The organism is Mesorhizobium sp. M0590, assembly GCF_040320905.1.
Classification (GTDB): domain Bacteria; phylum Pseudomonadota; class Alphaproteobacteria; order Rhizobiales; family Rhizobiaceae; genus Mesorhizobium.
Window position 1 is genome coordinate 45252 of the sequence record NZ_JAMYQN010000004.1, and the last position, 21262, is coordinate 66513.

26 protein-coding genes are annotated in these 21262 nt (G+C 61.6%); 9 read left to right on the forward strand and 17 right to left on the reverse strand.

Annotated elements, in window-relative coordinates; genetic code table 11:
- Positions 1 to 30: 30 nt before the first annotated feature.
- The 5 genes from NKI52_RS08975 to NKI52_RS08995 all read right to left on the reverse strand — a co-directional run bounded on the left by NKI52_RS08975 (position 31) and on the right by NKI52_RS08995 (position 4613).
- Positions 31 to 762 carry a proteasome-type protease gene (locus NKI52_RS08975; protein ID WP_352593478.1) on the reverse strand — a complete coding sequence of 244 codons (732 nt, stop codon included), beginning with the start codon at positions 760 to 762 and terminating at the stop codon, positions 31 to 33.
- A 31-nt stretch (positions 763 to 793) separates the two neighbouring features.
- Positions 794 to 1588: a transglutaminase family protein gene (locus tag NKI52_RS08980; RefSeq protein WP_352455718.1), complete on the reverse strand. Its 795-nt coding sequence runs from the start codon at positions 1586 to 1588 to the stop codon at positions 794 to 796.
- A gap of 61 nt (positions 1589 to 1649) precedes the next feature.
- Positions 1650 to 2591, reverse strand: a complete 942-nt coding sequence (locus tag NKI52_RS08985; protein ID WP_023674885.1) for an alpha-E domain-containing protein — start codon at positions 2589 to 2591, stop codon at positions 1650 to 1652.
- A 199-nt stretch (positions 2592 to 2790) separates the two neighbouring features.
- On the reverse strand, positions 2791 to 4203 hold the full coding sequence (locus NKI52_RS08990; protein WP_352448777.1) for a circularly permuted type 2 ATP-grasp protein: 1413 nt from the start codon (positions 4201 to 4203) through the stop codon (positions 2791 to 2793).
- A gap of 173 nt (positions 4204 to 4376) precedes the next feature.
- The gene (locus NKI52_RS08995; RefSeq protein ID WP_023674883.1) at positions 4377 to 4613 is read right to left on the reverse strand and encodes an Lrp/AsnC ligand binding domain-containing protein; all 237 of its coding nucleotides are present in this window, start codon (positions 4611 to 4613) and stop codon (positions 4377 to 4379) included.
- Positions 4614 to 4856: 243 nt separating this feature from the next.
- Between NKI52_RS08995 and NKI52_RS09000 the strand changes: the two genes are divergently transcribed.
- Positions 4857 to 5276, forward strand: a complete 420-nt coding sequence (locus NKI52_RS09000; protein WP_352697703.1) for a DUF4864 domain-containing protein — start codon at positions 4857 to 4859, stop codon at positions 5274 to 5276.
- A gap of 9 nt (positions 5277 to 5285) precedes the next feature.
- Here NKI52_RS09000 and NKI52_RS09005 read toward each other — a convergent pair whose 3' ends face one another.
- The 8 genes from NKI52_RS09005 to coaD all read right to left on the reverse strand — a co-directional run bounded on the left by NKI52_RS09005 (position 5286) and on the right by coaD (position 11480).
- Entirely contained in the window at positions 5286 to 6665 is a 1380-nt protein-coding gene (locus NKI52_RS09005) for a glycosyltransferase family protein (RefSeq protein WP_352697705.1), read from the reverse strand.
- Between the two features lie 215 nt (positions 6666 to 6880).
- A complete protein-coding gene (gene tgt / locus NKI52_RS09010; protein ID WP_023674880.1) occupies positions 6881 to 8011 on the reverse strand; it encodes a tRNA guanosine(34) transglycosylase Tgt in 1131 nt (376 codons plus the stop codon).
- 8 nt (positions 8012 to 8019) lie between these two features.
- Positions 8020 to 8289 (reverse strand): hypothetical protein, encoded by a 270-nt coding sequence (locus NKI52_RS09015; RefSeq protein ID WP_023674879.1) that lies wholly within the window; start codon positions 8287 to 8289, stop codon positions 8020 to 8022.
- Positions 8279 to 9364 carry a tRNA preQ1(34) S-adenosylmethionine ribosyltransferase-isomerase QueA gene (gene queA / locus NKI52_RS09020; protein WP_352568725.1) on the reverse strand — a complete coding sequence of 362 codons (1086 nt, stop codon included), beginning with the start codon at positions 9362 to 9364 and terminating at the stop codon, positions 8279 to 8281. The genes NKI52_RS09015 and queA overlap by 11 nt, the downstream gene beginning before the upstream one ends.
- A 12-nt stretch (positions 9365 to 9376) precedes the next feature.
- Positions 9377 to 9775 (reverse strand): hypothetical protein, encoded by a 399-nt coding sequence (locus NKI52_RS09025; protein WP_352568726.1) that lies wholly within the window; start codon positions 9773 to 9775, stop codon positions 9377 to 9379.
- Positions 9772 to 10284, reverse strand: coding sequence for a peptidylprolyl isomerase (locus tag NKI52_RS09030; RefSeq protein WP_352568728.1), 513 nt, complete (start codon positions 10282 to 10284; stop codon positions 9772 to 9774). Before NKI52_RS09030 ends, NKI52_RS09025 begins: the two co-directional genes overlap by 4 nt.
- Positions 10285 to 10313: 29 nt before the next feature.
- Positions 10314 to 10904: a peptidylprolyl isomerase gene (locus NKI52_RS09035; protein WP_352471695.1), complete on the reverse strand. Its 591-nt coding sequence runs from the start codon at positions 10902 to 10904 to the stop codon at positions 10314 to 10316.
- Positions 10905 to 10979: 75 nt separating this feature from the next.
- On the reverse strand, positions 10980 to 11480 hold the full coding sequence (coaD, locus tag NKI52_RS09040; protein WP_023674874.1) for a pantetheine-phosphate adenylyltransferase: 501 nt from the start codon (positions 11478 to 11480) through the stop codon (positions 10980 to 10982).
- Positions 11481 to 11675: 195 nt separating this feature from the next.
- On the opposite strand from coaD, the gene NKI52_RS09045 reads away from it, so the two are divergent.
- The gene (locus tag NKI52_RS09045; protein WP_352646477.1) at positions 11676 to 11828 is read left to right on the forward strand and encodes a hypothetical protein; all 153 of its coding nucleotides are present in this window, start codon (positions 11676 to 11678) and stop codon (positions 11826 to 11828) included.
- 54 nt (positions 11829 to 11882) lie between these two features.
- Here the strand turns inward: NKI52_RS09045 and gyrA are convergent, their stop codons facing one another.
- Together gyrA and NKI52_RS09055 are read right to left on the reverse strand one after the other, a co-directional pair.
- The gene (gene gyrA / locus NKI52_RS09050) at positions 11883 to 14693 is read right to left on the reverse strand and encodes a DNA gyrase subunit A (RefSeq protein WP_023674872.1); all 2811 of its coding nucleotides are present in this window, start codon (positions 14691 to 14693) and stop codon (positions 11883 to 11885) included.
- 148 nt (positions 14694 to 14841) lie between these two features.
- Positions 14842 to 15669, reverse strand: coding sequence for a helix-turn-helix transcriptional regulator (locus NKI52_RS09055; RefSeq protein ID WP_352593499.1), 828 nt, complete (start codon positions 15667 to 15669; stop codon positions 14842 to 14844).
- 86 nt (positions 15670 to 15755) lie between these two features.
- Between NKI52_RS09055 and NKI52_RS09060 the strand changes: the two genes are divergently transcribed.
- Both NKI52_RS09060 and NKI52_RS09065 read left to right on the forward strand, forming a co-directional pair.
- Positions 15756 to 16286 (forward strand): hypothetical protein, encoded by a 531-nt coding sequence (locus NKI52_RS09060; RefSeq protein ID WP_352646474.1) that lies wholly within the window; start codon positions 15756 to 15758, stop codon positions 16284 to 16286.
- Between the two features lie 74 nt (positions 16287 to 16360).
- Positions 16361 to 16990, forward strand: coding sequence for a MarC family protein (locus NKI52_RS09065; protein WP_352697707.1), 630 nt, complete (start codon positions 16361 to 16363; stop codon positions 16988 to 16990).
- 8 nt (positions 16991 to 16998) lie between these two features.
- Here the strand turns inward: NKI52_RS09065 and NKI52_RS09070 are convergent, their stop codons facing one another.
- Positions 16999 to 17424: an OsmC family protein gene (locus NKI52_RS09070; RefSeq protein WP_352646472.1), complete on the reverse strand. Its 426-nt coding sequence runs from the start codon at positions 17422 to 17424 to the stop codon at positions 16999 to 17001.
- A gap of 123 nt (positions 17425 to 17547) precedes the next feature.
- Positions 17548 to 18060, reverse strand: a complete 513-nt coding sequence (locus tag NKI52_RS09075) for a single-stranded DNA-binding protein (protein WP_023674867.1) — start codon at positions 18058 to 18060, stop codon at positions 17548 to 17550.
- Between the two features lie 271 nt (positions 18061 to 18331).
- On the opposite strand from NKI52_RS09075, the gene NKI52_RS09080 reads away from it, so the two are divergent.
- From NKI52_RS09080 to NKI52_RS09100, 5 genes are all read left to right on the forward strand, one after another.
- The gene (locus NKI52_RS09080) at positions 18332 to 18658 is read left to right on the forward strand and encodes a cupin domain-containing protein (RefSeq protein ID WP_352697841.1); all 327 of its coding nucleotides are present in this window, start codon (positions 18332 to 18334) and stop codon (positions 18656 to 18658) included.
- A gap of 82 nt (positions 18659 to 18740) precedes the next feature.
- Positions 18741 to 19055 (forward strand): ArsR/SmtB family transcription factor, encoded by a 315-nt coding sequence (locus NKI52_RS09085; RefSeq protein ID WP_352448759.1) that lies wholly within the window; start codon positions 18741 to 18743, stop codon positions 19053 to 19055.
- Positions 19052 to 19576, forward strand: a complete 525-nt coding sequence (locus NKI52_RS09090; protein ID WP_352697709.1) for an SRPBCC family protein — start codon at positions 19052 to 19054, stop codon at positions 19574 to 19576. Before NKI52_RS09085 ends, NKI52_RS09090 begins: the two co-directional genes overlap by 4 nt.
- Before the next feature lie 26 nt (positions 19577 to 19602).
- A complete protein-coding gene (locus tag NKI52_RS09095; RefSeq protein WP_352502501.1) occupies positions 19603 to 20208 on the forward strand; it encodes an ATP-dependent Clp protease proteolytic subunit in 606 nt (201 codons plus the stop codon).
- On the forward strand, positions 20205 to 20603 hold the full coding sequence (locus tag NKI52_RS09100) for a hypothetical protein (protein WP_352697711.1): 399 nt from the start codon (positions 20205 to 20207) through the stop codon (positions 20601 to 20603). The genes NKI52_RS09095 and NKI52_RS09100 overlap by 4 nt, the downstream gene beginning before the upstream one ends.
- The last annotated feature ends 659 nt before the right edge of the window (positions 20604 to 21262 follow it).

Below are 21262 nucleotides of genomic sequence, written 5' to 3' on the forward strand. Positions count from 1 at the left end.
GCGATCAAAGAGCACGAAAAACGAAGGTTTTCATTCGGGAAAATCAGGCAGACTGGCAAAGGCGGTCTTCAGCGCGTTCGACCAGCTATCCGAGATCGTACGATAATATTGATCGTCCTGGGTTATTCGCTTTTTGAGGCCGACGTTGAAAGTGTCCTTTTCATAGAACAGCAGGTCGAGCGGCAGGCCGACCGACAGGTTCGACTTCAGCGTCGAGTCGAACGACACCAGCAGCAATTTCACCGTCTCGGCGAAACTCATCGTCCTTTCATAAGCGCGGATAATGATCGGCTTGCCGTATTTGGTCTCACCGATCTGGAAGAACGGCGTGTCGTCGGTCGATTCGATGAAATTGCCTTCCGGATAGATCATGAACAGGCGCGGCGCGCTGCCCTTGATCTGACCGCCGAGGATGAAGGAGGCGTTGAAGTAGGAATCCGCCTTTTCGCCAGCCGGCGACGAACTGGCGATGACCTCCTTGACGGTGTCTCCGACCAACCGGACTGTCTGGTACATGGAGGGCGTTTCGAGCAGCGTGGCACGGCGCTCCGCCACTGCCTTGGTGCGTTCGTCGAGCAGGCTGACCACGGCCTGGGTCGTCGCCAGATTGCCGGCCGACATCAAAACGATGACGCGCTCGCCCGGCTCTTCCCAGACATGCATCTTCCTGAAGGTCGAGATCGAATCCATGCCGGCGTTGGTGCGCGTGTCCGACATGAACACGAGCCCGCGATCGATCTTCAGGCCGACGCAATAGGTCATCGAATCTCTTTGGCAACAATCTTGCCGGGGATTACTGCTCCACGGTGACGGTGACCGCAAGCTGTTCTTCCGCCTGTCCCAGCCGAATTCCAGATACCGGCGTGGCGTCGCGATAATCGCGGCCGGTCGCCACCTTCACATAACGCTCGTCCGGAGAAATGCCGTTGGCGACATCGAAGGCGACCCAGCCGAGGCCCGAGACATGCGCCTCGGCCCAAGCGTGGCTTGCCGCCTGCTCGATGGCCGCATCCATCATCAGGTAGCCGCTGATATAGCGGGCCGGAAAATCCATGGCACGCGCCGCGGCAACGAAGATGTGGCTGTGGTCCTGGCAAACGCCGGTCTTGAGCGCCAGGGCCTCTTCGGCCGGCGTCGTCACGTTGGTGGTGTCCGGCGTATAAGCGACGCGCTCGCCGATCACCGCCATCAACCGGTGCAGCCTTTCGATGTCGGTACCCTTGCCGACCGAGGCAGCAAGCTCGCGAATGCCGCTGCCGATCGTCGTCAGCGGCGTTTCCTGGCCGAACAGCCAGAGCGGCGCGAAACCCTGGTGCGGTCCGCAGACGCCAGCGGTGTCGCGCGTCACCACTTCGCCGGCTGCTTCGACGGTGATGAAGTCGCGCTCGCCCTCGACGCTCAACAGCCGGGTATCATTGCCGAAATGGTCGGTGAAGCGCACTTCCTCGCGTGCGCCTTCGATCTTCAGCGCCCAGGACAGTACCGTCTGGGTGCGCCCGTTCACCGGGAGCAGCCGCAAACGCTGCAACAGATAATGCACGGGCGCATCGTAGCGGTATTCGGTTCGGTGGGTGATCTTCAGCCGCATCGCTCTCGTCCCTGGAGCATGAGCTTTTCCGAAAACCGATCTCCGCTTTTTTGGATCATGCTCAATAGAACCTGTAATCCTGCGCGATCTCGTCGCCGAGCCTGGTGTTGTCGCGGATGAAATTGGCCAGGAATTCGTGCAGGCCGGCGTCGAAAATATCCTTGATCGACCCGGCCGTCAGCATGGCCTGGGTCTTGGCAGCCGTTGCATGACAGGCGTGGCGCTCCCCATAGTCGTCACCCAGGAATTTGAGATGCTCCGTCAGGAAGCGGTAGCAAAAGGTCAGCGAGCGCGGCATGCGGACGTTGAGGATCAGATAATCGGCGATGTTGCTCGGCTTGTAGTCGGCATCATAGACCCAGCGATAGGAACGGTGCGCCGACACCGAGCGCAGGATCGATTCCCACTGGTAGTTGTCGAGCGTCGAGCCGACCCAGGAGATCGACGGCAACAGCACGTAGTATTTCACATCCAGGATGCGCGCGGTGTTGTCGGCGCGTTCGACATACGTGCCGAGCTGCGAAAAATCGAAAATCTCGTTGCGCAGCATCGTGCCGTAGAACGAGCCGCGGATCAGCGCCGTCTCGCGTTTGATTGCGTCGAGCGCGTTGGGCAGGTCGCGCTCGTCGATCGGCTTGGCCAGCATCCGCTTCAGCGACATCCAGGCTTCGTTGATGCTTTCCCAGGTTTCACGCGTCAATGCCGTGCGCACCATGCGGGCATTGTTACGGGCCGTTTCGATAGACGACATCGTGCTCGACGGGTTCGATGTGTCGCGCAGCAGATAGTCGGCGACATTGGCGGCGGTGTAGTCGGAATATTTCTGCGTGAAGCTGGCGTCTGAACCGGCGCTGAGCAGCACCGAATTCCACTCCTCCGAAGCGTTCTGGGTACGAGTCAGCGCCATGCGCAGGCCGGCATCCACCAATCGCGCCATGTTTTCCGCCCGCTCGATGTAGCGGTTCATCCAGTAGAGCCCGTTGGCGGTGCGGCCGAGAAGCATGTCAGGCGGTCCTGTGGTGAATAGTGAAAGGTGAATGGTGAATGGTGACTATCCAGATTCCAGGGCACGATTCCGCGCGCTTCACTTCAGGGCATTTCACCAACATTAACGACCCATATCCTTATCTATTCACTATTCACTATTCACTATTCACTATTCACTATTCACTATTCGCTATTCCCTACTCGCTACTTCCACTCTAATCATCCAACACCCACGTATCCTTCGTGCCCCCGCCTTGCGAGGAATTGACGACCAGCGAGCCTTCCTTGAGCGCTACTCGGGTCAGCCCGCCGGGCACGATCTGGATACGGTCGGAAACCAGCACATAGGGGCGCAGATCGACATGGCGCGGCGCCAGCCCCTTGTCCGTCAGGATCGGACAGGTCGACAGCGCCAGCGTCGGCTGAGCAATGTAGTTCGACGGTTTTGCCGCGAGCTTTTTGGAAAAATCCTCGCATTCCTTCTTGGTCGCCGCCGGACCGACCAGCATGCCGTAACCGCCGGACCCGTGGACCTCCTTGATAACCAATTCATCGATGTGCTCGAGAACGTATTTCAGGCTGTCCGGCTCCGAGCAGCGCCAGGTCGGGATGTTGCCGAGCATCGCCTTGCGGCCGGTGTAGAATTCGACGATCTCGGGCATGTACGAATAGATCGCCTTGTCGTCGGCGATGCCGGTTCCCGGCGCATTGGCGATAGTGATGTTGCCGGCGCGGTAGACGTCCATAATGCCCGGCACGCCAAGTGCCGAGTCGGGGCGGAAGGTCAGCGGATCGAGGAACGAGTCGTCGACACGCCGGTAAAGCACGTCGATCTGCTTGTAGCCCTCGGTGGTGCGCATCGCGACATGGCCATCGACGACGCGCAGATCCTGCCCCTCGACAAGCTGCACGCCCATCTGGTCGGCAAGGAAAGCATGTTCGAAATAGGCTGAGTTGAAGCTGCCCGGCGTCAGCACGGCAATGGTCGGCGCGCCCTTGGTGCTTTGCGGCCGCACTGCCGCCAGCGACTGGCGCAAGAGCTGCGGGTAATTCTCAACCGGCCGCACCTTGATCTGCTGGAACAGCTCGGGGAAGAGCTGCATCATCGTCTCGCGATTCTCCAGCATGTAGGAGACGCCGGACGGCGTGCGCGCGTTGTCCTCCAGCACGTAGAACTCGTTCTCGCTGATGCGTACGATGTCGACGCCGATAATGTGGGTATAGACGCCGGCCGGCGGCCGCACCCCGATCATCTCGGGCAGGAACGCCTCGTTCTTGGCGATCAACTCCTTCGGCACCCGGCCGGCGCGCAAGATCTCCTGGCGATGGTAGATGTCGTCGAGAAAGGCGTTCAGCGCCTGGACGCGCTGCTCGATGCCTTGCGTCAGCCGTCGCCATTCATTGCCCGAAATGATGCGCGGAACGATATCGAAGGGTATCAGCCGCTCCGATGCTTCCTGCTCGCCGTAGACGGCGAAAGTGATGCCTGTCTTGCGAAAGACGCGTTCGGCGTCCTGCATCTTCTCGGTAAGTCTGGCCGGGTCCTGTTCCTTCAGCCAGCGATCGTAAGCCGAATACGGTTTTCTCAGCCCGGAAACTTCCGGAAGCATTTCATCGAACGCTGCCAATCGCATACTCCCCTGTGGCGCCATTTCACTGGCCTCGCTGGAGAAAATCAAGCGCAATCGGTGATTTGTTGGGCGCCGGCGATCAGTATATCGCACTTGCCTAAAATTAAGGCAGCACCAATAGGGCCTTGATCAGGCTTTGCCTGGTGTCCGGGCAAATGCCCGGATGCGGATCAAAACGCGCGAAAGGTGACGACCGTGAACGTGTCCTTGATGCCGGGAAGAATCTGCACTTTCTCGTTGACGAAGTGGCCGATGTCTTCCTCGTCGTCGACATAGAATTTGGCGAGCAGGTCGTAGTTTCCGGCTGTCGAGTAGATTTCCGAAGCAATCTCGGCATCGGCCAGGGCGCTGGCAACGTCGTAGGCCTTGCCCAGATCGCACTTTATCTGCACGAAAAATGCCTTCATTGCCTGGTCCTGCTCACATCGCACGCTCTAGGTATAATCGAGCGGCCCTTGTGGCAGACTGCCGTTCGCCTTTCAAGCATCGGCAATCGCTCAGGCTGTTCTCGCCTCGACAATGCGTCTCGGTCTGGGCACGGACTGCCACGCCGAATGTTTGCGCTCGGCTGAAACCCTGAAGCACACGGCAAAGCGTATGGTATCATGTACCTTCAGGCAGCGATTTCTCGGGGACAACGGAGACAGGCCATGCGCCGCGCGTTTTTCGCATTCGCAGTCGTTCCATTCATTTTCGCATCCCAGGCCTTTGCTGGCGACGCCGAAGTCAAAGCGGCGCAGACGGTCATCGATGGGCAGTTGAGGGCCTTCATCGCCAATGATGGAATGATGGCCTACAGCTTTGCCGCACCGAATGTGAAACGCATCTTTCCGACCGTCGATACCTTCATGAACATGGTGACAAAAGGCTATCCGCCGGTGCGCCAACCGCAGACCTACTCCTTCGGCAAGGTCCGCGAGACGAGCCCGACGTCGATCATCCAGCAAGTGCTGATCGTCGGCCCGGATGGCAAGGACTACGAGGCGGTCTACACGCTCGAACTACAGCCTGACGGCAGCTTTCGGATCACCGGCTGCAGCCTGCGTGCGTCCACGTCGCTCAGCACCTAAAGGGGTGTTTCAATCCTGTCGCCGGTAGAGCGTCCAGCTCAGGCCTGAAAACCCCCAATGCCTCGACGCATCGGCCCGTTCATAGGCCAGAGCGCATGCGGCCGTCGGTTCGACATGTTCGGCTTGTTTGTCCACGTCCCCCTCGAGGACCAGCCAGGCGGGCCGTTCGATGCACATCCCGTCGTCTGGAACCAGCAATGCCCGACGATCCATTCGCGCCGCAAAATAGTCGACGACGATGGGGGTGCGGAAATTACCGTCGCTGGCATAGGTGGTTGCGCCGTTCCTGGTCATTTCATCAACGATAGCGGCGTAGGAGCCGCGTCCATATTGATAGAACTGAAGCAGCGACGAAATGCTTCCACCCACCACGATCGCCAGCGCTCCCATCGCAAGTAGCCTTGCAGTCCCGCGAGCATCCAGGCCGCGGCCAATCATCTCGCCGGCCCAGAGCAGCAGCAATGTTCCGCTGATGATGAAATAGCGTGGGAACTCGAGGTTGGGCAGATGCGCCGCCGCCATGAGCAAAGGCAGTCCGATAATCCCGATCGCATAAAGGCTGGCTCGGCGACCGCGCCAGACACCGGCGGAGAGGCCGACAAGACAGCAGGCGGCAACGATGTAGGGCCCGTCGCCGAACCAGGGTGGCAGCCCGAACAGAGAGCGGATCATCCCGCCATAGCCCTGCGCGAAGGCGGCAATCGAGAACGGCGAAACACCACCGACACTGAAGCCGAACAGCCTACCGCCGACAAACACGCCGACAGCCAGCGGCAGCACGGCAAGCAAGCCCGGCAGGAAGATCGACGCCAGGTCCGCAACGACACGGCCGACCTTCGCCGTACGCTGCCAGGCGAGCCAGGCGGTCCATATTGCGAGGACCGCCACCATTCCGATCATGGTGAGGTGGCACAGGAAGCCGAAAAGGATCGCCGCTGCCAAGGCCACGCCAGACCACCGTCTACTGTCGAGCCGGCGCTCCAGAAAAACGACCGACAGCAGCGTGAACAGCACAAGGCCGGCATAGCCGCGCGCCTCCGAGCCGTAATGGATCATTGGGTAGCTCACGGCAAACAACAGGCTTGTGGCAATCATCACCTGTCGTCCGCGCGATGCGGCGCTCGCTGCCGCCGCAGCGATCGTGGCAACACCTAATGCTATCGACAGACCTCGCTGGATCAGCGGCGAAGCATCGGGGCCAATGAGATAGAGATAGACCGAGTTGAGGAAATGATTGTTGTCGTGATTGACGCGCCAGAATATCTGGTCGATCGAGGTCAGCGGCTCGATCAGCGCAAAGCTCCAGATCTCGTCCAGCCAAAGGTCGCCGCGCGCGCCAAGCAAGCGCGAGACCAGGCCGGTCACTGCGATCGCCAGAGCGGCAAGCAACGACCCCGCCGTCCATTGCTGGACAGCCACGGAGGACGAAGGCGAAGCGATGCCGTTCGTCCGCACCGTCGTGCCAGGAACTGAAACTTGCCCCGAAACGAACAGGTTCTTGATCCTCGCCCGATGTCGTCCGGCAATGCTTATTAGGCAGTCGTTTCAAAACAGTTCATGGCAGGGGCAACTCCTCCCTGGAGCCGGATTCCTGGCGAGCATGCCTACCGGACGGCGAGGTCACCGTTTGCCCATTGCTGCGTGATGATCTCGGCTTGTTCGGCGAACCTGCCAGCCTCGATCGCTTCACGAATGTCGCGCATCAGCTGCTGGTAATAGGACAGATTGTTCCAGGTCAGGAGCATCGCCCCAAGCGCCTCTTGCGAGCGCACCAGATGGTGCAAATAGGCCCGCGAATAGTCGCGTGCGGCCGGGCAGTCGCTTTCCTCATCGAGCGGACGCGGATCGTCGGCATGGCGGGCGTTGCGCAGATTGACCTTGCCGCGCCGTGTGTATGCAAGGCCGTGGCGCCCTGCCCGCGTCGGCATCACGCAGTCGAACATGTCGATGCCGCGCGCCACCGACTTCAAAATGTCGTCCGGGGTGCCGACGCCCATCAGGTAGCGCGGCCGGTCAGCCGGCAGCTCCGGGCAAGTGATGTCGAGCATCTCCAGCATCACCGCTTGCGGCTCGCCGACAGCCAGCCCGCCGATCGCATAGCCCTTCAGCTCCATTGCCTTCAGCGCCTGCGCCGAGCGCAGCCGCAGATCCGGCACGTCGCCGCCTTGCACAATGCCGAACATCGCCTTGCCGGGCTGCTCGCCGAATGCCGTCTTGCAACGCTCGGCCCAACGCAACGACAACTCCATGGCACGCTCGATCTCGTTCTGCTTGGCCGGCAGAGCCGTGCATTCGTCGAGCTGCATCTGGATGTCGGAATCGAGCAGCCCCTGGATCTCTATCGAACGCTCCGGCGACATCTCGTAGGCGCCGCCGTCGATATGTGAACGGAAGGTCACGCCGTTCTCGGTCAGTTTCCGCAGCTTCGACAGCGACATTACCTGGAAGCCGCCGCTGTCGGTCAGGATTGGATGCTGCCAGCGGGCGAACTCATGCAGGCCGCCGAGCCGCGCCACGCGCTCGGCGCCGGGTCTCAGCATCAGGTGGTAGGTGTTGCCGAGGATAATGTCCGAGCCGACGCCGCGCACCTGATCCATATACATGGCCTTCACCGTGCCGCCGGTACCGACCGGCATGAAGGCAGGCGTGCGGATTTCCCCGCGCGGCATGGTGATTGCACCACGCCGCGCCCTGCCGTCGGTCGCCAGCACCTTGAAGGTGAATGCGTCAGTCATTGAATTCCCTAGCCATCGAACTCCTTGTCGAATACCGGCGCGTCCGGGGCCTGCTTGTCGAGTGATTGCCGGTAGCGGATGCAGCCGCGCATGAATTTCGGCCACGGCGGCACGGCAATCGCCGGCTCGGTCTTTTCGGGCAAAAGCGACCAGAGGTCGGGATGATGCCAGCACAGATCATGGCCGGTGGCGTCGCGGTGTTGGCGGATTCCGGCGCGCAGTTTCCTGACCTCGGCGATCAAGGCTTCGCGGCCGAAGGTTTCCAGGTCATCGTCCATTACTATCCTCCCTGAACAGAAGACTTGCGTCTCCATAGGAATAAAACCTGTAGCGGTTCTCGATCGCATGCGCATAGGCCGCGCGCATCGTCTGCAAACCGCAGAAGGCCGAAACCAGCATGAACAGCGTCGAACGCGGCAGATGGAAATTGGTCATCAGCATGTCTGCGGTCTTGAAGCGATAGCCGGGCGTGATGAAGATGTCGGTCGGGCCTGACCATGCTGCCAGCCTGCCGTCCTCGCCAGCCGCGCTCTCCAACAAGCGCAGCGATGTCGTGCCGACGGCGATAATGCGCCCTCCTTTTGCTTTCGCCGCATTCAGCGCCTCGGCGGTTTCCGGGCTGACCGAACCGGTTTCGGCGTGCATCTTGTGGTCGGCGGTGTCGTCCGCCTTCACCGGCAGGAACGTACCGGCGCCGACATGCAGCGTGACGAAACGGCGCTCTATGCCCTTGGCGTCGAGCGTCGCAAACAGCTCCGGCGTGAAATGCAGCCCTGCCGTCGGCGCGGCCACGGCGCCCTCCTCCTTGGCATAAATGGTCTGGTAATCGCTGCGGTCGCGTTCGTCGTCGTCACGCTTGGAAGCGATGTAGGGCGGCAGCGGGATGTGGCCGACGGCATGCAGCGCCTCGTCGAGGAACGGACCTGACAGGTCGAAGCCGAGCAGCACCTCGCCACCTTCTCCCTTCTCGATCACTGTCGCGTCGAGCTGGCCGAGAAAGCAGGAATTGGCGTCATGACCGAAATGGATGCGATCGCCGGCGGCGATGCGCTTGCCCGGACGCATGAAGGCGAGCCACCGGTCGGGCGCCATCCGCATATGCAGCGTGGCTTCGACCTGCGCTGCTGCTTCGCCGCGCCGCCTGATGCCCTTCAATTGTGCCGGAATGACCTTGGTGTCGTTGAAGACCAGCACATCACCGGCCTTGAGCAGGGCCGGCAGGTCGCGCACCGTCCGGTCTTCGAGCCCCTCACCCGGCCTGACCACCAGCATCCTGGCACTGTCGCGCGGCTCGGCTGGGCGAAGCGCGATGCGCTCCTCCGGCAGATCGAAGTCGAAAAGATCGACGCGCAAGAAATCCCCGCCTCAAGGTTCCGGGCAGGTCACCGCCCAGGCGCCGACACTGTCTATGCTCAGCGTACCGCCCATTGCGAAGCTGGACTGCTCGCTGGCCTTGACCAGCCGCAATTTGGCGACGATCGAGCTGAGGCCCTCATCAGTGAGATCGATCAGCATGCGCTCGTCGTCTTCGAATGCCTGTCCAACGATGACTTTCGTTGAGCCTGCCTGTCCGTCCGTGGTCCATGTCTTGCCGCCGGCATCCAGCCACACACGAGCCACCGCAATGACGGCCGTGTGTCCCATCAAAACATCAATCGATGCCGCGCCGCCGTCGGCGCTGCAGACGATCGATTCCGTTGCCAGCGCCGGAGTGGCCGCCGCGACGAGCACAAATGCGATGGCCGCGACAGCCCGGCCGGTCATTTCACGTCGGCCGCGACCTTGAGCGACACGATCTTGTCAGGATCCTGCACCGGTTCGCCGCGCTTGATCTTGTCGACGTTGTCCATGCCTTCGATGACCTGGCCCCATACCGTGTACTGGCGGTTGAGGAAGGCGGCATCGTCGAAGCAGATGAAGAACTGCGAATTGGCCGAGTTCGGGTTCTGCGAGCGCGCCATCGAGCAGGTGCCGCGGCCGTGGTTGGTGTTGGAGAACTCGGCCTTCAGATCGGGTTTGTCGGAACCGCCAGTGCCGGCGCGCGATGGCGCGAAAGACGGCTTGTTGGAATTGCCGAACTTCACGTCGCCGGTCTGCGCCATGAAGCCGTCGATGACGCGGTGGAAGACCACGCCGTCATAGGCGCCTTCGCGCGCCAGCTCCTTGATACGGCCGACATGGCCGGGCGCCAGATCTGGAAACAATTCGATGACGACCTTGCCCTTGGTCGTGTCCATGATAAGCGCGTTCTCGCGGTCCTTGATTTCGGCCATGTCAGAAATATCCTTTTGAACAATTGGGGTTACTTGCCGTCCGCGGCGATGCGCACCTTGATCATGCGATCGGGGTCGGTCACCGTCCCGTTCTGCGCCTCGTCGCCTTTCTTGATGTGGTCCACCAGCTCCATGCCGCTGACGACATTGCCAACGATGGTGTACTGGCCATCGAGCGGCGGTGCCGGCGCGAACATGATGAAGAATTGCGAATTGGCGGAATTCGGATCGTCGGAGCGGGCCATGCCGACCACGCCGCGCTGGTAGTGCTCGGTGCTGGAGAATTCGGCCGGCAGGTCAGGAAGATCGGAGCCGCCGGTGCCGACAGCGTCGGCATTGAAGCCGCTCTTCATGTTGCCGAACTTGACGTCGCCGGTCTGCGCCATGAAGCCGTCGATGACGCGGTGAAAGGCGACGTTGTCGTAGGCGCCCTGGCGCACCAGCTTTTTGATCTGCGCGACGTGCTTCGGCGCAAGGTCGGGCCTCAGCGCGATGGTCACGTCGCCGTCCTTCAGCGTTACGATCATGGTGTTTTCCGGATCGGCGGCAAAGGCCGACACGGATGCGGTCACAAGACCGGCAAGCACGGCAAGCAAGAAGGCAAGCTTTTTCAGCTGCATGGGATCTTTCTCCGAATATCTTCGTTCATGCATGTCGTTACCCAAAGCCGGGTTCCACTTTTGGGTGACATGCATTTATTTCGCGAATTTGGCGGTGAGCGCGCCGGCCACGGCCGCCGGCACGAAGGGGCGGATGTCGCCTCCCATCGAAGCTATCTGGCGCACAAGTGTGGCGGTAATGGTGCGCACTGAAGGGCTGGCGGGCAGGAACACGGTCTGCAGCTCCGGCGCCATGGTCTCGTTCATGCCGGCCATCTGCATCTCATAGTCAAGATCGGTGCCGTCGCGCAGGCCGCGGATGATGATCGAGGCGCCATGCTTCCTGGCCGCATCGATCACCAACCCGTCGAAGGCGACTACTTTGATACGCGCACCGTCGCTGCCGAATTCCGCCTTCGCGGCCGTTTCGATCAGGCCAACCCGTTCCTCGAAGGAAAACAACGGCTTCTTGCCGGGATGGATGCCGATCGCCGCATAGATTGTATCCGCCACGGCCAGCGACGCCTTCAGCACGTCGAGATGGCCGTTGGTCAGCGGGTCGAAAGAGCCGGCATAAAGGGCGATGCGTTCGGTCATGGCAGGTGCTTCTAGCGAGCCTCTCCCCTAAAGGCAAATCCGATCGCCAGCCCGCCCCGTGAACCTTTTGGCCGACGTGAACGACAGATGAATGTGCCGCTCACAACAGCTTCACGCAGTGTTCACTAAGTTGCCGCTGCAGAAGATGAAACCAAACACCCATCTAATCGTTGTTAGGCGCAGGAGAACATGCACATGCTGATCTACATCCTCGCCACCGCAATGACCGTCGCCATGCTGATCGCTACCGTATTCGGGTTGCATCAGGAAGCACAGCGCGTCCCCGCCAAGGCCAATACCAAGCGGTTCGAAGGCTTCGGCAACCGCAAGCCTTATCGCCACTTCTAGATTGCGGGGTGTCTTCACACGCCGGCCCATAGGGCTGGCGCCGTCGTGGCAAACTCACTCGACGGTAGTATCAGGCTCCCCACCTTCGGCATCGGTGGAAGCGCCACCTTCAGCATCGACACTCTCTTCGATCTCCTCGTCGGCTTGCGGTTCTGAAATCCGCTCCACCGAAACGACCTTCTCGCCCTCTGCGGTATTGAAGATAGTAACGCCCTTGGTGGCGCGGCTGGCGAAACGAATGCCGTTGACCGGGACGCGAATGACGGTGCCGCCATCCGAAACCAGCATGATCTGATCGTCGTTGCCGACCGGGAAGGTCGCCACCAGGCGGCCGATTTCGGCCGTTTTCGAGACGTCGGTGGCGCGAATACCCTTGCCGCCACGGCCAGTCAGGCGGAAATCGTAGGACGATGAACGCTTGCCGTAGCCATATTCCGTCACCGTCAACACGAACTGCTCGTGCGCCTTGAGGAACTCATAGCGGTCGTCGGAAAGCTCCGCCTCTTCGCCGACCTCTTCATTGGTGAGCTGGATTTCTTCCTCCTCGCCGGCCGCAATGTCAGCAGCGAGCCGGCGTTCGGCCACCACCCGCTTGAGGTAGGCGGCACGTTCCGCCGGCGGCGCATCGACATGCTCGATCACCGCCATCGAGATCACCCGGTCGCCATCGGCCATCGCAATGCCGCGCACGCCGACCGAATTGCGGCTCTGGAAGACGCGTACGTCGCTGACCGGAAAGCGGATGCACTGGCCGGAACTTGCCGTCAAAAGCACGTCGTCATTGTCGGTGCAGGTCTCGACGCCGAGGATCTCGTCGCCTTCCTCGTCCAGCTTCATGGCGATCTTGCCGTTGCGGTTGACCTGGACGAAGTCCGACAGCTTGTTGCGACGTACGGTGCCGCGCGTGGTGGCAAACATGACGTCGAGCTCGCCCCAACTCGTCTCATCCTCCGGCAGCGGCATGATCGTGGTGATGCGCTCGCCCTGTTCGAGCGGCAGCATATTGATCAGCGCCTTGCCGCGCGATTGCGGGTTGCCGATCGGCAGGCGCCAGACCTTTTCCTTGTAGACGATGCCGCGCGAGGAGAAGAACAGCACCGGCGTGTGCGTGTTGGCGACGAACAGCCGGGTGACGAAATCCTCTTCCTTGGTCGACATGCCGGAGCGGCCCTTGCCGCCGCGGCGCTGCGCCCGGTAGAGCGACAGCGGCACGCGCTTGATGTAGCCGGAATGGCTGACCGTGACGACCATGTCCTCGCGCTGGATCAGGTCCTCGTCTTCCATGTCCGCCCCGCCCTCGGCGAGCTCGGTGCGGCGCGGCGTGCCGAACTCGTCGCGCACGGCGATGAGCTCGTCCTTGACGATCTGCTGGACGCGGGCGCGGGACGAGAGGATGTCCAGGTAGTCCTTGATCTCGTCGCCGATCGTGTTCAGCTCGTCGGCGATCTCGTCGCGGCCGAGCGCGGTCAGGCGCTGCAGGCGCAGTTCGAGGATGGCGCGCGCCTGCTCCTCGGAGAGATTGTAGGTACCGTCCTCGTTGATGCGATGGCGCGGGTCGTCGATCAGAAGAATCAGCGATTCCACGTCGCCCGAAGGCCAGCGCCGCTCCATCAACTGCTCGCGCGCCGTCTGCGGGTCCGGAGCGCTGCGGATCAGCTTGATGACTTCATCGATGTTGGCAACAGCGATGGCAAGGCCGACCAGCACATGGGCGCGGTCGCGCGCCTTGCGCAGCAGGAATTTTGTGCGCCGGCTGATCACCTCCTCACGGAAGGCGACGAACGCCTTCAGCATGTCGGTCAGAGTCAGCAATTCCGGCTTGCCGCCGTTCAGTGCCACCATGTTGGCGCCGAAGGATGTCTGCAGCGGGGTGAAGCGGTAAAGCTGGTTGAGAATGACATCGGCGACCGCGTCGCGCTTCAGTTCGATGACGACGCGGTAGCCCTGCCGGTCGCTCTCGTCGCGAATGTCGGAAATGCCCTCGATGCGCTTGTCGCGCACCAGCTCGGCCATCTTCTCGATCATCGACGCCTTGTTCACCTGATAGGGAACCTCGGTGATGACGATCGATTCCCGATCGTTGCCGCGCGCCTCGACGTTGACGCGGCCGCGCATGACGATGGAGCCGCGGCCGGTCGAATAGGCGCTGTAGATACCGGAACGGCCAAGCACGATGCCGCCGGTCGGGAAATCCGGTCCCGGAATGATCTCCATCAGCGCCGGAAGGTCGATCGCCGGATTATCGATGAGGGCAATGGCGCCGTTGCAGACCTCGCCCAGATTGTGCGGCGGGATGTTGGTGGCCATGCCGACGGCGATACCGCCGGAGCCGTTGACCAACAGGTTCGGGAAGCGCGCCGGCAGGACTTTCGGTTCGCTGCCGGACGCATCGTAAGTGTCCTGGAAATCGACTGTGTCCTTGTCGATGTCTTCCAGCAACTCATGCGCGACCTTGGTCAGCCGCGATTCCGTGTAGCGCATCGCCGCCGGCGGATCGCCGTCGATCGAGCCGAAATTGCCCTGCCCGTCGATCAGCGGCACGCGCAGCGACCAATCCTGCGCCATGCGCACCAAAGCGTCGTAGATCGAGGCGTCGCCATGCGGATGGTATTTACCCATCACGTCGGCGACCGGGCGTGCCGATTTCACATATTTGCGGTTCCAGTGATAGCCGCTCTCATAGGCGGCGTAGAGGATGCGGCGATGCACCGGCTTGAGGCCATCGCGCACGTCCGGCAGCGCGCGGCTGACGATCACGCTCATGGCGTAATCGAGATAGGAGCGCTGCATCTCCTCGATGATGGATATCGGCTCGATGCCGGTGGGGCCGCCGTCGGCGCCGCGCGGTGTCTTTTGGTCGGTCAAATCGGATCACAATCTAATCAGGAATCACTTGGTGCTTATATAGGAAGCCAGCCTGAAACTCCAACAATCGCGGCAGTTTTCCAGTGTGGTTTTTAGCGGCAAATTCAAAAGGATAAACCAATTGCGACGATATGGCCGTGGCACCCTTTCACGGGCGTCGCCGGCGGGCGCGATAAGTACCCGGCGCCTCGCCCATCAGCCGCCGGAAACGACGATTGAAGGTTGATAGATCGTTGAATCCCGCCGAAAAGGCAATCGCCGAAATCGTCTGATCCGACGTCCGGAGCCGCACGGCTGCCCTGTGCAGCCGCGCTCTCAGCAGGAATTGGTAGGGCGTCATACCGGCGACGTGCCGGAAGGTGCGCAGGAAATGGTAAGGGCTGGTGGCGGTCTCGTCGGCGAGTTCGGCAAGCGAGATCGGCCGGTCGGCATCGACTTCGATGCGCCGCACCGCTTCGGCAACACGCTTCTGGTCACGGCGGCTCGGCGTCCGTCCCCGATCCGTGGCGCTGCAAGCCGCTGTCACCGCGGCACCGGCAATGCGCAGGGCGAGTTCCTCGAACGCGCCGGTGTCGGCCATCTCGCGCGCCGCCTCCGCTTCGGCAAGCAGCGGCACCAGCGCCGGCAAGGGCGGCAGGCGCGGCGTGCCGAAATCGAGCGTCTTCGTGCCCGGCACGTCGGCGACGATCCGCTCCATATAGGCCGGTCCGAAATGGAAGGAGAGGCAGCGGTCGCCGGCACCATGCTCGTGACCGCATTCATAGCATGTGCCGGGATTGCCGAGCAGGAGCGCGCCCGGCGCCAGCATCGCCGTGCCCTCGCGCGCACGATAGCGGAAGGTGCCGTTGGTTACGGCGGCAACGCAGAAATCCCGATGCTCCTCCTCGAATGGCCTGTCGGCGGCGCTGGCGGTGCAGATGACATCCGACACCTGCCAGCCTCGGCCCGACGCCAGCCTGTGCGCGCTCGTCGTCATCGCCGAAACATAGCAACTTTTCCCAAGCGCAGAACCCCTGTGAGCCTCTATGCTTGCCGGTCTCCTGACAAGATGAGAGCGAAGCCATGTCCAATTCCTTTGCCAAGGCCCTGCACAGCGGTGGGCCCGTACCGGCCCTTGCCGAGAAACTGAATCTTTATGGCCGCTTCATCGGCGCCTGGACGTTCGACGCCACGCGCCATCTCGAGGACGGTCAGGTGCTGACCGGGCGCGGCGAAGTGCATTTCGGCTGGGTGCTCGAAGGCCGCGCGATCCAGGACGTATGGATCCTGCCTGCCCGTGACGCCGGCCCCTCGCCCTCGCTCGGCAAATGGACCTTCTATGGCACGACGTTGCGCGTCTACGATCCCGGCGTTGACGCCTGGCACATCTTCTGGAGCGATCCGCGCAATCAGTACTACAGCCGCCAGCTCGGCCGTGCCGAGGGCGACACCATCATCCAGCAAGGCGCAGACGGCACCGGATCTGCTGTGCGCTGGAGCTTTTCGCGCATCACCGAAAATTCGTTCCGCTGGCTGGGCGAACGCTCACAGGACGACGGCGCCACCTGGCGTCTCGAAGTCGAGTTTCTGGCGCGCCGGGCCGTCAGCCCCTGATCCGCACGGTTTCCACTGGCTCCGCTTTGCTCTACCAATCCCGTTATCCGGCTTTGCCGGCGGGGAGGGTCAGCATGCCGAGCTTCGACAGCCTGTTCAACGCCTTCGTCACCATACTGGTGACGATCGATCCGCCCGGCCTGGCGCCGCTCTTCCTCGCCGTGACCCGCGGCATGAACCGCGAGGAGCGCAACCAGGTCTCCGTGCGCGCCTCGGTCATCGCCTTCCTGGTAATGGCGTTGTTCGCAATCGCCGGCGCGTCGATCCTGTCAGTCTTCGGCATCACTCTGCCGGCCTTCCGCGTCGCCGGCGGCTTTCTGCTGTTCTTCATCGCCTTCGAAATGGTGTTCGAGCGCCGGCAGGACCGCAAGGAGAAGATCGGCGACGTCGCCATCACCAGGGACATGATCCACAACATCGCCGCCTTTCCGCTGGCGATCCCGCTTATTGCCGGTCCCGGCGCGATTTCGGCGACCGTCCTGCTCTCAAGCTCGTTTCAGGGTTTGGGGGCGCAGACAGCCCTTGTCGGCATCATCGCCATCTGCTTCGTCATCACCTACCTGGTGTTCGTGCTGTCAGAGCGCATCGACCGTATCCTCGGCCAAACCGGCCGTTCGATCCTGACAAGGCTGCTCGGCGTCATCCTGGCGGCGCTCGCCGTACAGTTCGTCGCCGACGGCATCAAGGCGCTGATGGCGACGTAGGGACAACCCTACTTCGCTGTCGTTTCAATGACTTCGAAGTCGTGGGTAATCTCGGCAGTCTTGGCCATCATTGCCGAGGCCGAGCAGTATTTGTCGATCGAAAGCCCGATCGCCCGCTTCACCTTGTCGTGTGATAGCGCCCGGCCCTTGACGACAAAATGCATGTGAATGCGGGTGAACACCCTGGGATCGGCTTCTGCACGGTCGGCATCGAGTTCGACCACGCAATCTTCGACCGCCTCGCGCCCCTTTTCGAGGATATGGACCACGTCATAGGCCGAGCAGCCGCCAGTGCCGATCAGCACCAGTTCCATTGGGCTCGGCCCCGGCGTCTTGCCCTCCGGCCCGAACGCAGTGCCTAGCACCAGCTTGTGCCCACTGGCGGACTCGCCAACGAAAGTGCGCTCCTCGACCCATTTGACCCTTGCCTTCACCTGATACGTCCTTTCACCGCTCAAACGCACAACGTCCCGAAAATCCAAGACAGATTTTCGGGACGCCATTTCGTGGCCAAGGTGCCGGCGCTTTTCGTCGCAAGGGCAGTCCGCCCCGAGAAATCAGAACGGGATTTCGTCGTCCAGCTCGCGCGACGAACCACCGCCGCCGCCCTTGTTGGCGCCACCGCGATTGAAACTTTCGCCCGGGCCGGACTGGCCGAAATCGGAACCGCGGCTCGCACCACCACCGGCATAGTTGCCGACCTGGCCGCCGCCCTCGCCCCGCGCATCGAGCATCTGCAGCTCGCCGCGGAATTTCTGCAACACGACTTCGGTCGTATAGCGGTCATTGCCGGTCTGGTCCTGCCATTTGCGCGTCTGCAGCTGGCCCTCGACATAGACCTTCATGCCCTTCTTCAGATACTGCTCGGCCACCTTGGCGATCTGGTCGTTGAAGATCACGACATTGTGCCACTCGGTCTTTTCCTTGCGCTCTCCGGATGTCTTGTCGCGCCAGCTTTCCGACGTCGCGATGCGGATGTTGACGACCGGGTCACCCGAATTCAAGCGGCGGATTTCAGGGTCCGCCCCGAGGTTGCCCACCAGAATGACCTTGTTGACGCTACCCGCCATGATACTTCTCCGCGCTCATCCGAAACCGAATTTTTGTCGCCGCACCTTACAGGCTATGGACAATCCCTGCCTGTCGTCGCTGCCTTTTCCCACAAGGTTTTTGTTCTCTTTTCGTTCTATAGGAGAGGCCCTGCACTGTCAATAGTTGTCAGTAAGAAGTAGTGTCTTGGCGTCGAATTTCCACAGACCATGGGATCGAGGCGAACGCATGAAGATGGTTGCGCACGACGATCAGCCGCAAGAAGAATGGCGGACGGGAGTAAAGACCCGCATGCATGTCTCGGCCTGCAACGGCGCAACTCAACTTTGCATATTCGAACAATGGGTCGAACCCGCGGTTGGCGCCCCGACACATTGGCACCCGGTCGAGGAAGTGCTTACCGTCATCGCTGGCAGGGCCGAGATGTGGATCGACGAAGAGCATCTCGTCTTGACTGCCGGACAGTCGCTTGTTGTTGCCGCGCACAGGCAACATGGCTTCCGAAACGTCGGCTCCGAATTGCTTCATATTCATGCTGTGCTCGCGTCACCAGTTTTCGAGGCGACGTTCAACGGATCCCCCGACATGGTGAGACGCTGGCCTCCAGCGAGTTTGTAAAACCTCGCCTGTCTTAAAAAACACCGCCTGTCTTAAAAAACACGGCTTGCCAAACCGATAAGTATTGACTTATGCTTTCGGCATGATCGAAGCAGACATTTTTCGGGCACTAGCGGATCCAACGCGTCGCGCCGTCTATGAGCGGCTCGCCGACGGCGAGATGACGGTGTCGGAACTGCGCACTGGCATACCGGTATCGCAGCCGGCGGTATCGCAACATCTCGCAGTGCTGCGCGGCGCCGGCCTCGTGGTCGAGCGCCGGGCCGGTCGCAATGCCTATTACCGCGTCGATCCGAAGGGGCTTGCGCCACTGCTCGGCTGGATCGAACGCTACCGTGCGTTCTGGCCAGAGCGCATCGAAAGACTCAAGACGGTTTTGAAGGACATGGACCAATGACCAGCCGAGGCACAGAACGCGCCGAAATGGCCGCAGACAAGATCGAGTTCGAGTGCGAGCTGCCCGAACCGCCGGAAAAGGTGTGGCGGGCGCTGACGGTGCCGGACCTGCTCGCGGCCTGGATGATGCCGAACGACATCAAGCCCGAAATCGGCAACCGCTTTGCCTTTAAAGCGCCGAATGCGCCGATCGAGTGCGAAATCCTCGACGCGGATCCCGGACGGCTGCTGCGCTATTCCTGGCGGGAGCGGCCGGCGCCCGGCGATACGCAGGTGCCGCCCGGCAGCCCCCTGGACAGCGCAATGAACGACAGCCCAGTGGACAGCATCGTCACCTTTACGCTCGACCGCACCGTTTCCGGCGGCACGCATCTGCGCATCGTCCATGATGGTTTTGCTCGGGCAGCAGTGCCGGAGATCGCGATGGCAGGCGCCGGTTGCCGGCTTTCGTTTGAAGCGCGCACTCCCAGACACAAGCAGATCGCCGCAAACACGCCGCGCCTCTTCCTGCGCGCGGCCTGAACGACAACAGTCAACGGAGAGAACCGATGAGCGGCCTTGCCAATCTGGTGCCAATGGTGATCGAGCAGTCGAGCCGCGGCGAACGCGCCTTCGACATTTTTTCGCGGCTGCTGCGCGAGCGCATCGTCTTCATCAACGGGGCGATCGACGACGGCACCTCGGCGCTGGTCTGCGCCCAGCTTCTGTCGTTGGAATCCGACAATCCCGACAAGGAGGTCTCGCTCTACATCAACTCGCCGGGTGGCGTGGTGACCAGCGGTTTCGCGATCTACGATACGATGCAGTATATCAGCTGCCCGGTCTCCACGGTTTGTATGGGCTTCGCCGCCTCGATGGCCTCGTTCCTTTTGATGGCCGGCACACCGGGGCGGCGGATCGCGCTACCCAACACCAGCATCGTGCTGCATCAGCCTCTCGGCGGTTTCCAGGGCCAAGCCTCCGATATCCAGCGCCATGCCGAGGGCATCCTTCGCACCAAGCGGCGCATGACCGATCTTTACGCCCGCCATTGCGGCCGCACCTACGAAGAAGTGGAACGCACGCTCGACCGCGACTTTTTCATGACCGCGCAGGAGGCCAAGGATTGGGGCCTCGTCGACCATGTTTTCGACACTCGCAAGCAGGCCGCATGAACGAGCTGGGCCGGCGGACGGAACTGACGCGATTGAGCGCCCGCAATTTCAGCGACATCGGTCTGGTCTTGCCGCTATCGCGGCACTATAGTCCGGCGATGACCGCCAGCCGCTCGTCCAGCCTGTTATGCCTTGCTATCGCTACCGTAGCCGGCACGAACATGCTGGTGGGTATGGCACTTGCCCAAGATAATTCGATGTCTTCGCAAAAGGGCGCCCTGCCCGGTGTGACCAGCGATTATCGCATCGCCGAGCCAGCGCCGCGGCCTGAGCCTGACGATATGGCTCCAGGCAGCGGCAACGGCACCTTCAAGATTGGCGATACCGACGTTCGGATTTCCGGTAGCATCACCATCGATGTCGCTACCGGCGGGATCAGGCCCTCCAGCCGCTAAGCTCGCCTGGTGTGAACCACAAATATTGCGCTTCAAACGAACAGCCCCGCCATTGCGTTTGCAACTGACGGGGCTTCTTGGATCTGAAATCCAAATTGCCGGGAGTGTACTGCCGGCATTTTATTTCGGATGCTTCGCGGCATTCAGCCGACGATCCGACTAGCAGTCTCTGATTTTATGGGGATCAGCAGGTCCGTTTGGCGGGCAGCGAAAACGCCTGACCCTGGCCACTTATACCTGCCGCGGCTCCAGCGACACGTGGAGCCTCAACGAACAATCCGGTGGAGTCATGCCTCTGCTCTCCTTCTGTTGGTTGCGACTGTCGTCGTCGAAGCGCTCATCGCATAACCCGCGGCGTCTCGCAGGCTAGCCCCAGGCCGCGAGGCCATCGAAAGACGGCCGGCTTCGTTGACGTCTGGAGTCTGCCCCCACGGTGCAGGGACGTCAACCTTGAATAGCCGATTACCGAAAAATGTGATCGCGAGACGTTTTGGGAAGCCGGCCCCACGGGCAGCTTTTGTCAGGAGCGTGTTCGGCCTTTGTTCTTTCCGCTTGCCCGTTCGCGCGAAAGGCGGTTAAACGCTTTGGTCGAGAGTTGTGGCGTCTCTCGAAAAGGCGGCGAAATTGCCTACATAGGGGGTGGTCGGGAAAACCCGCCC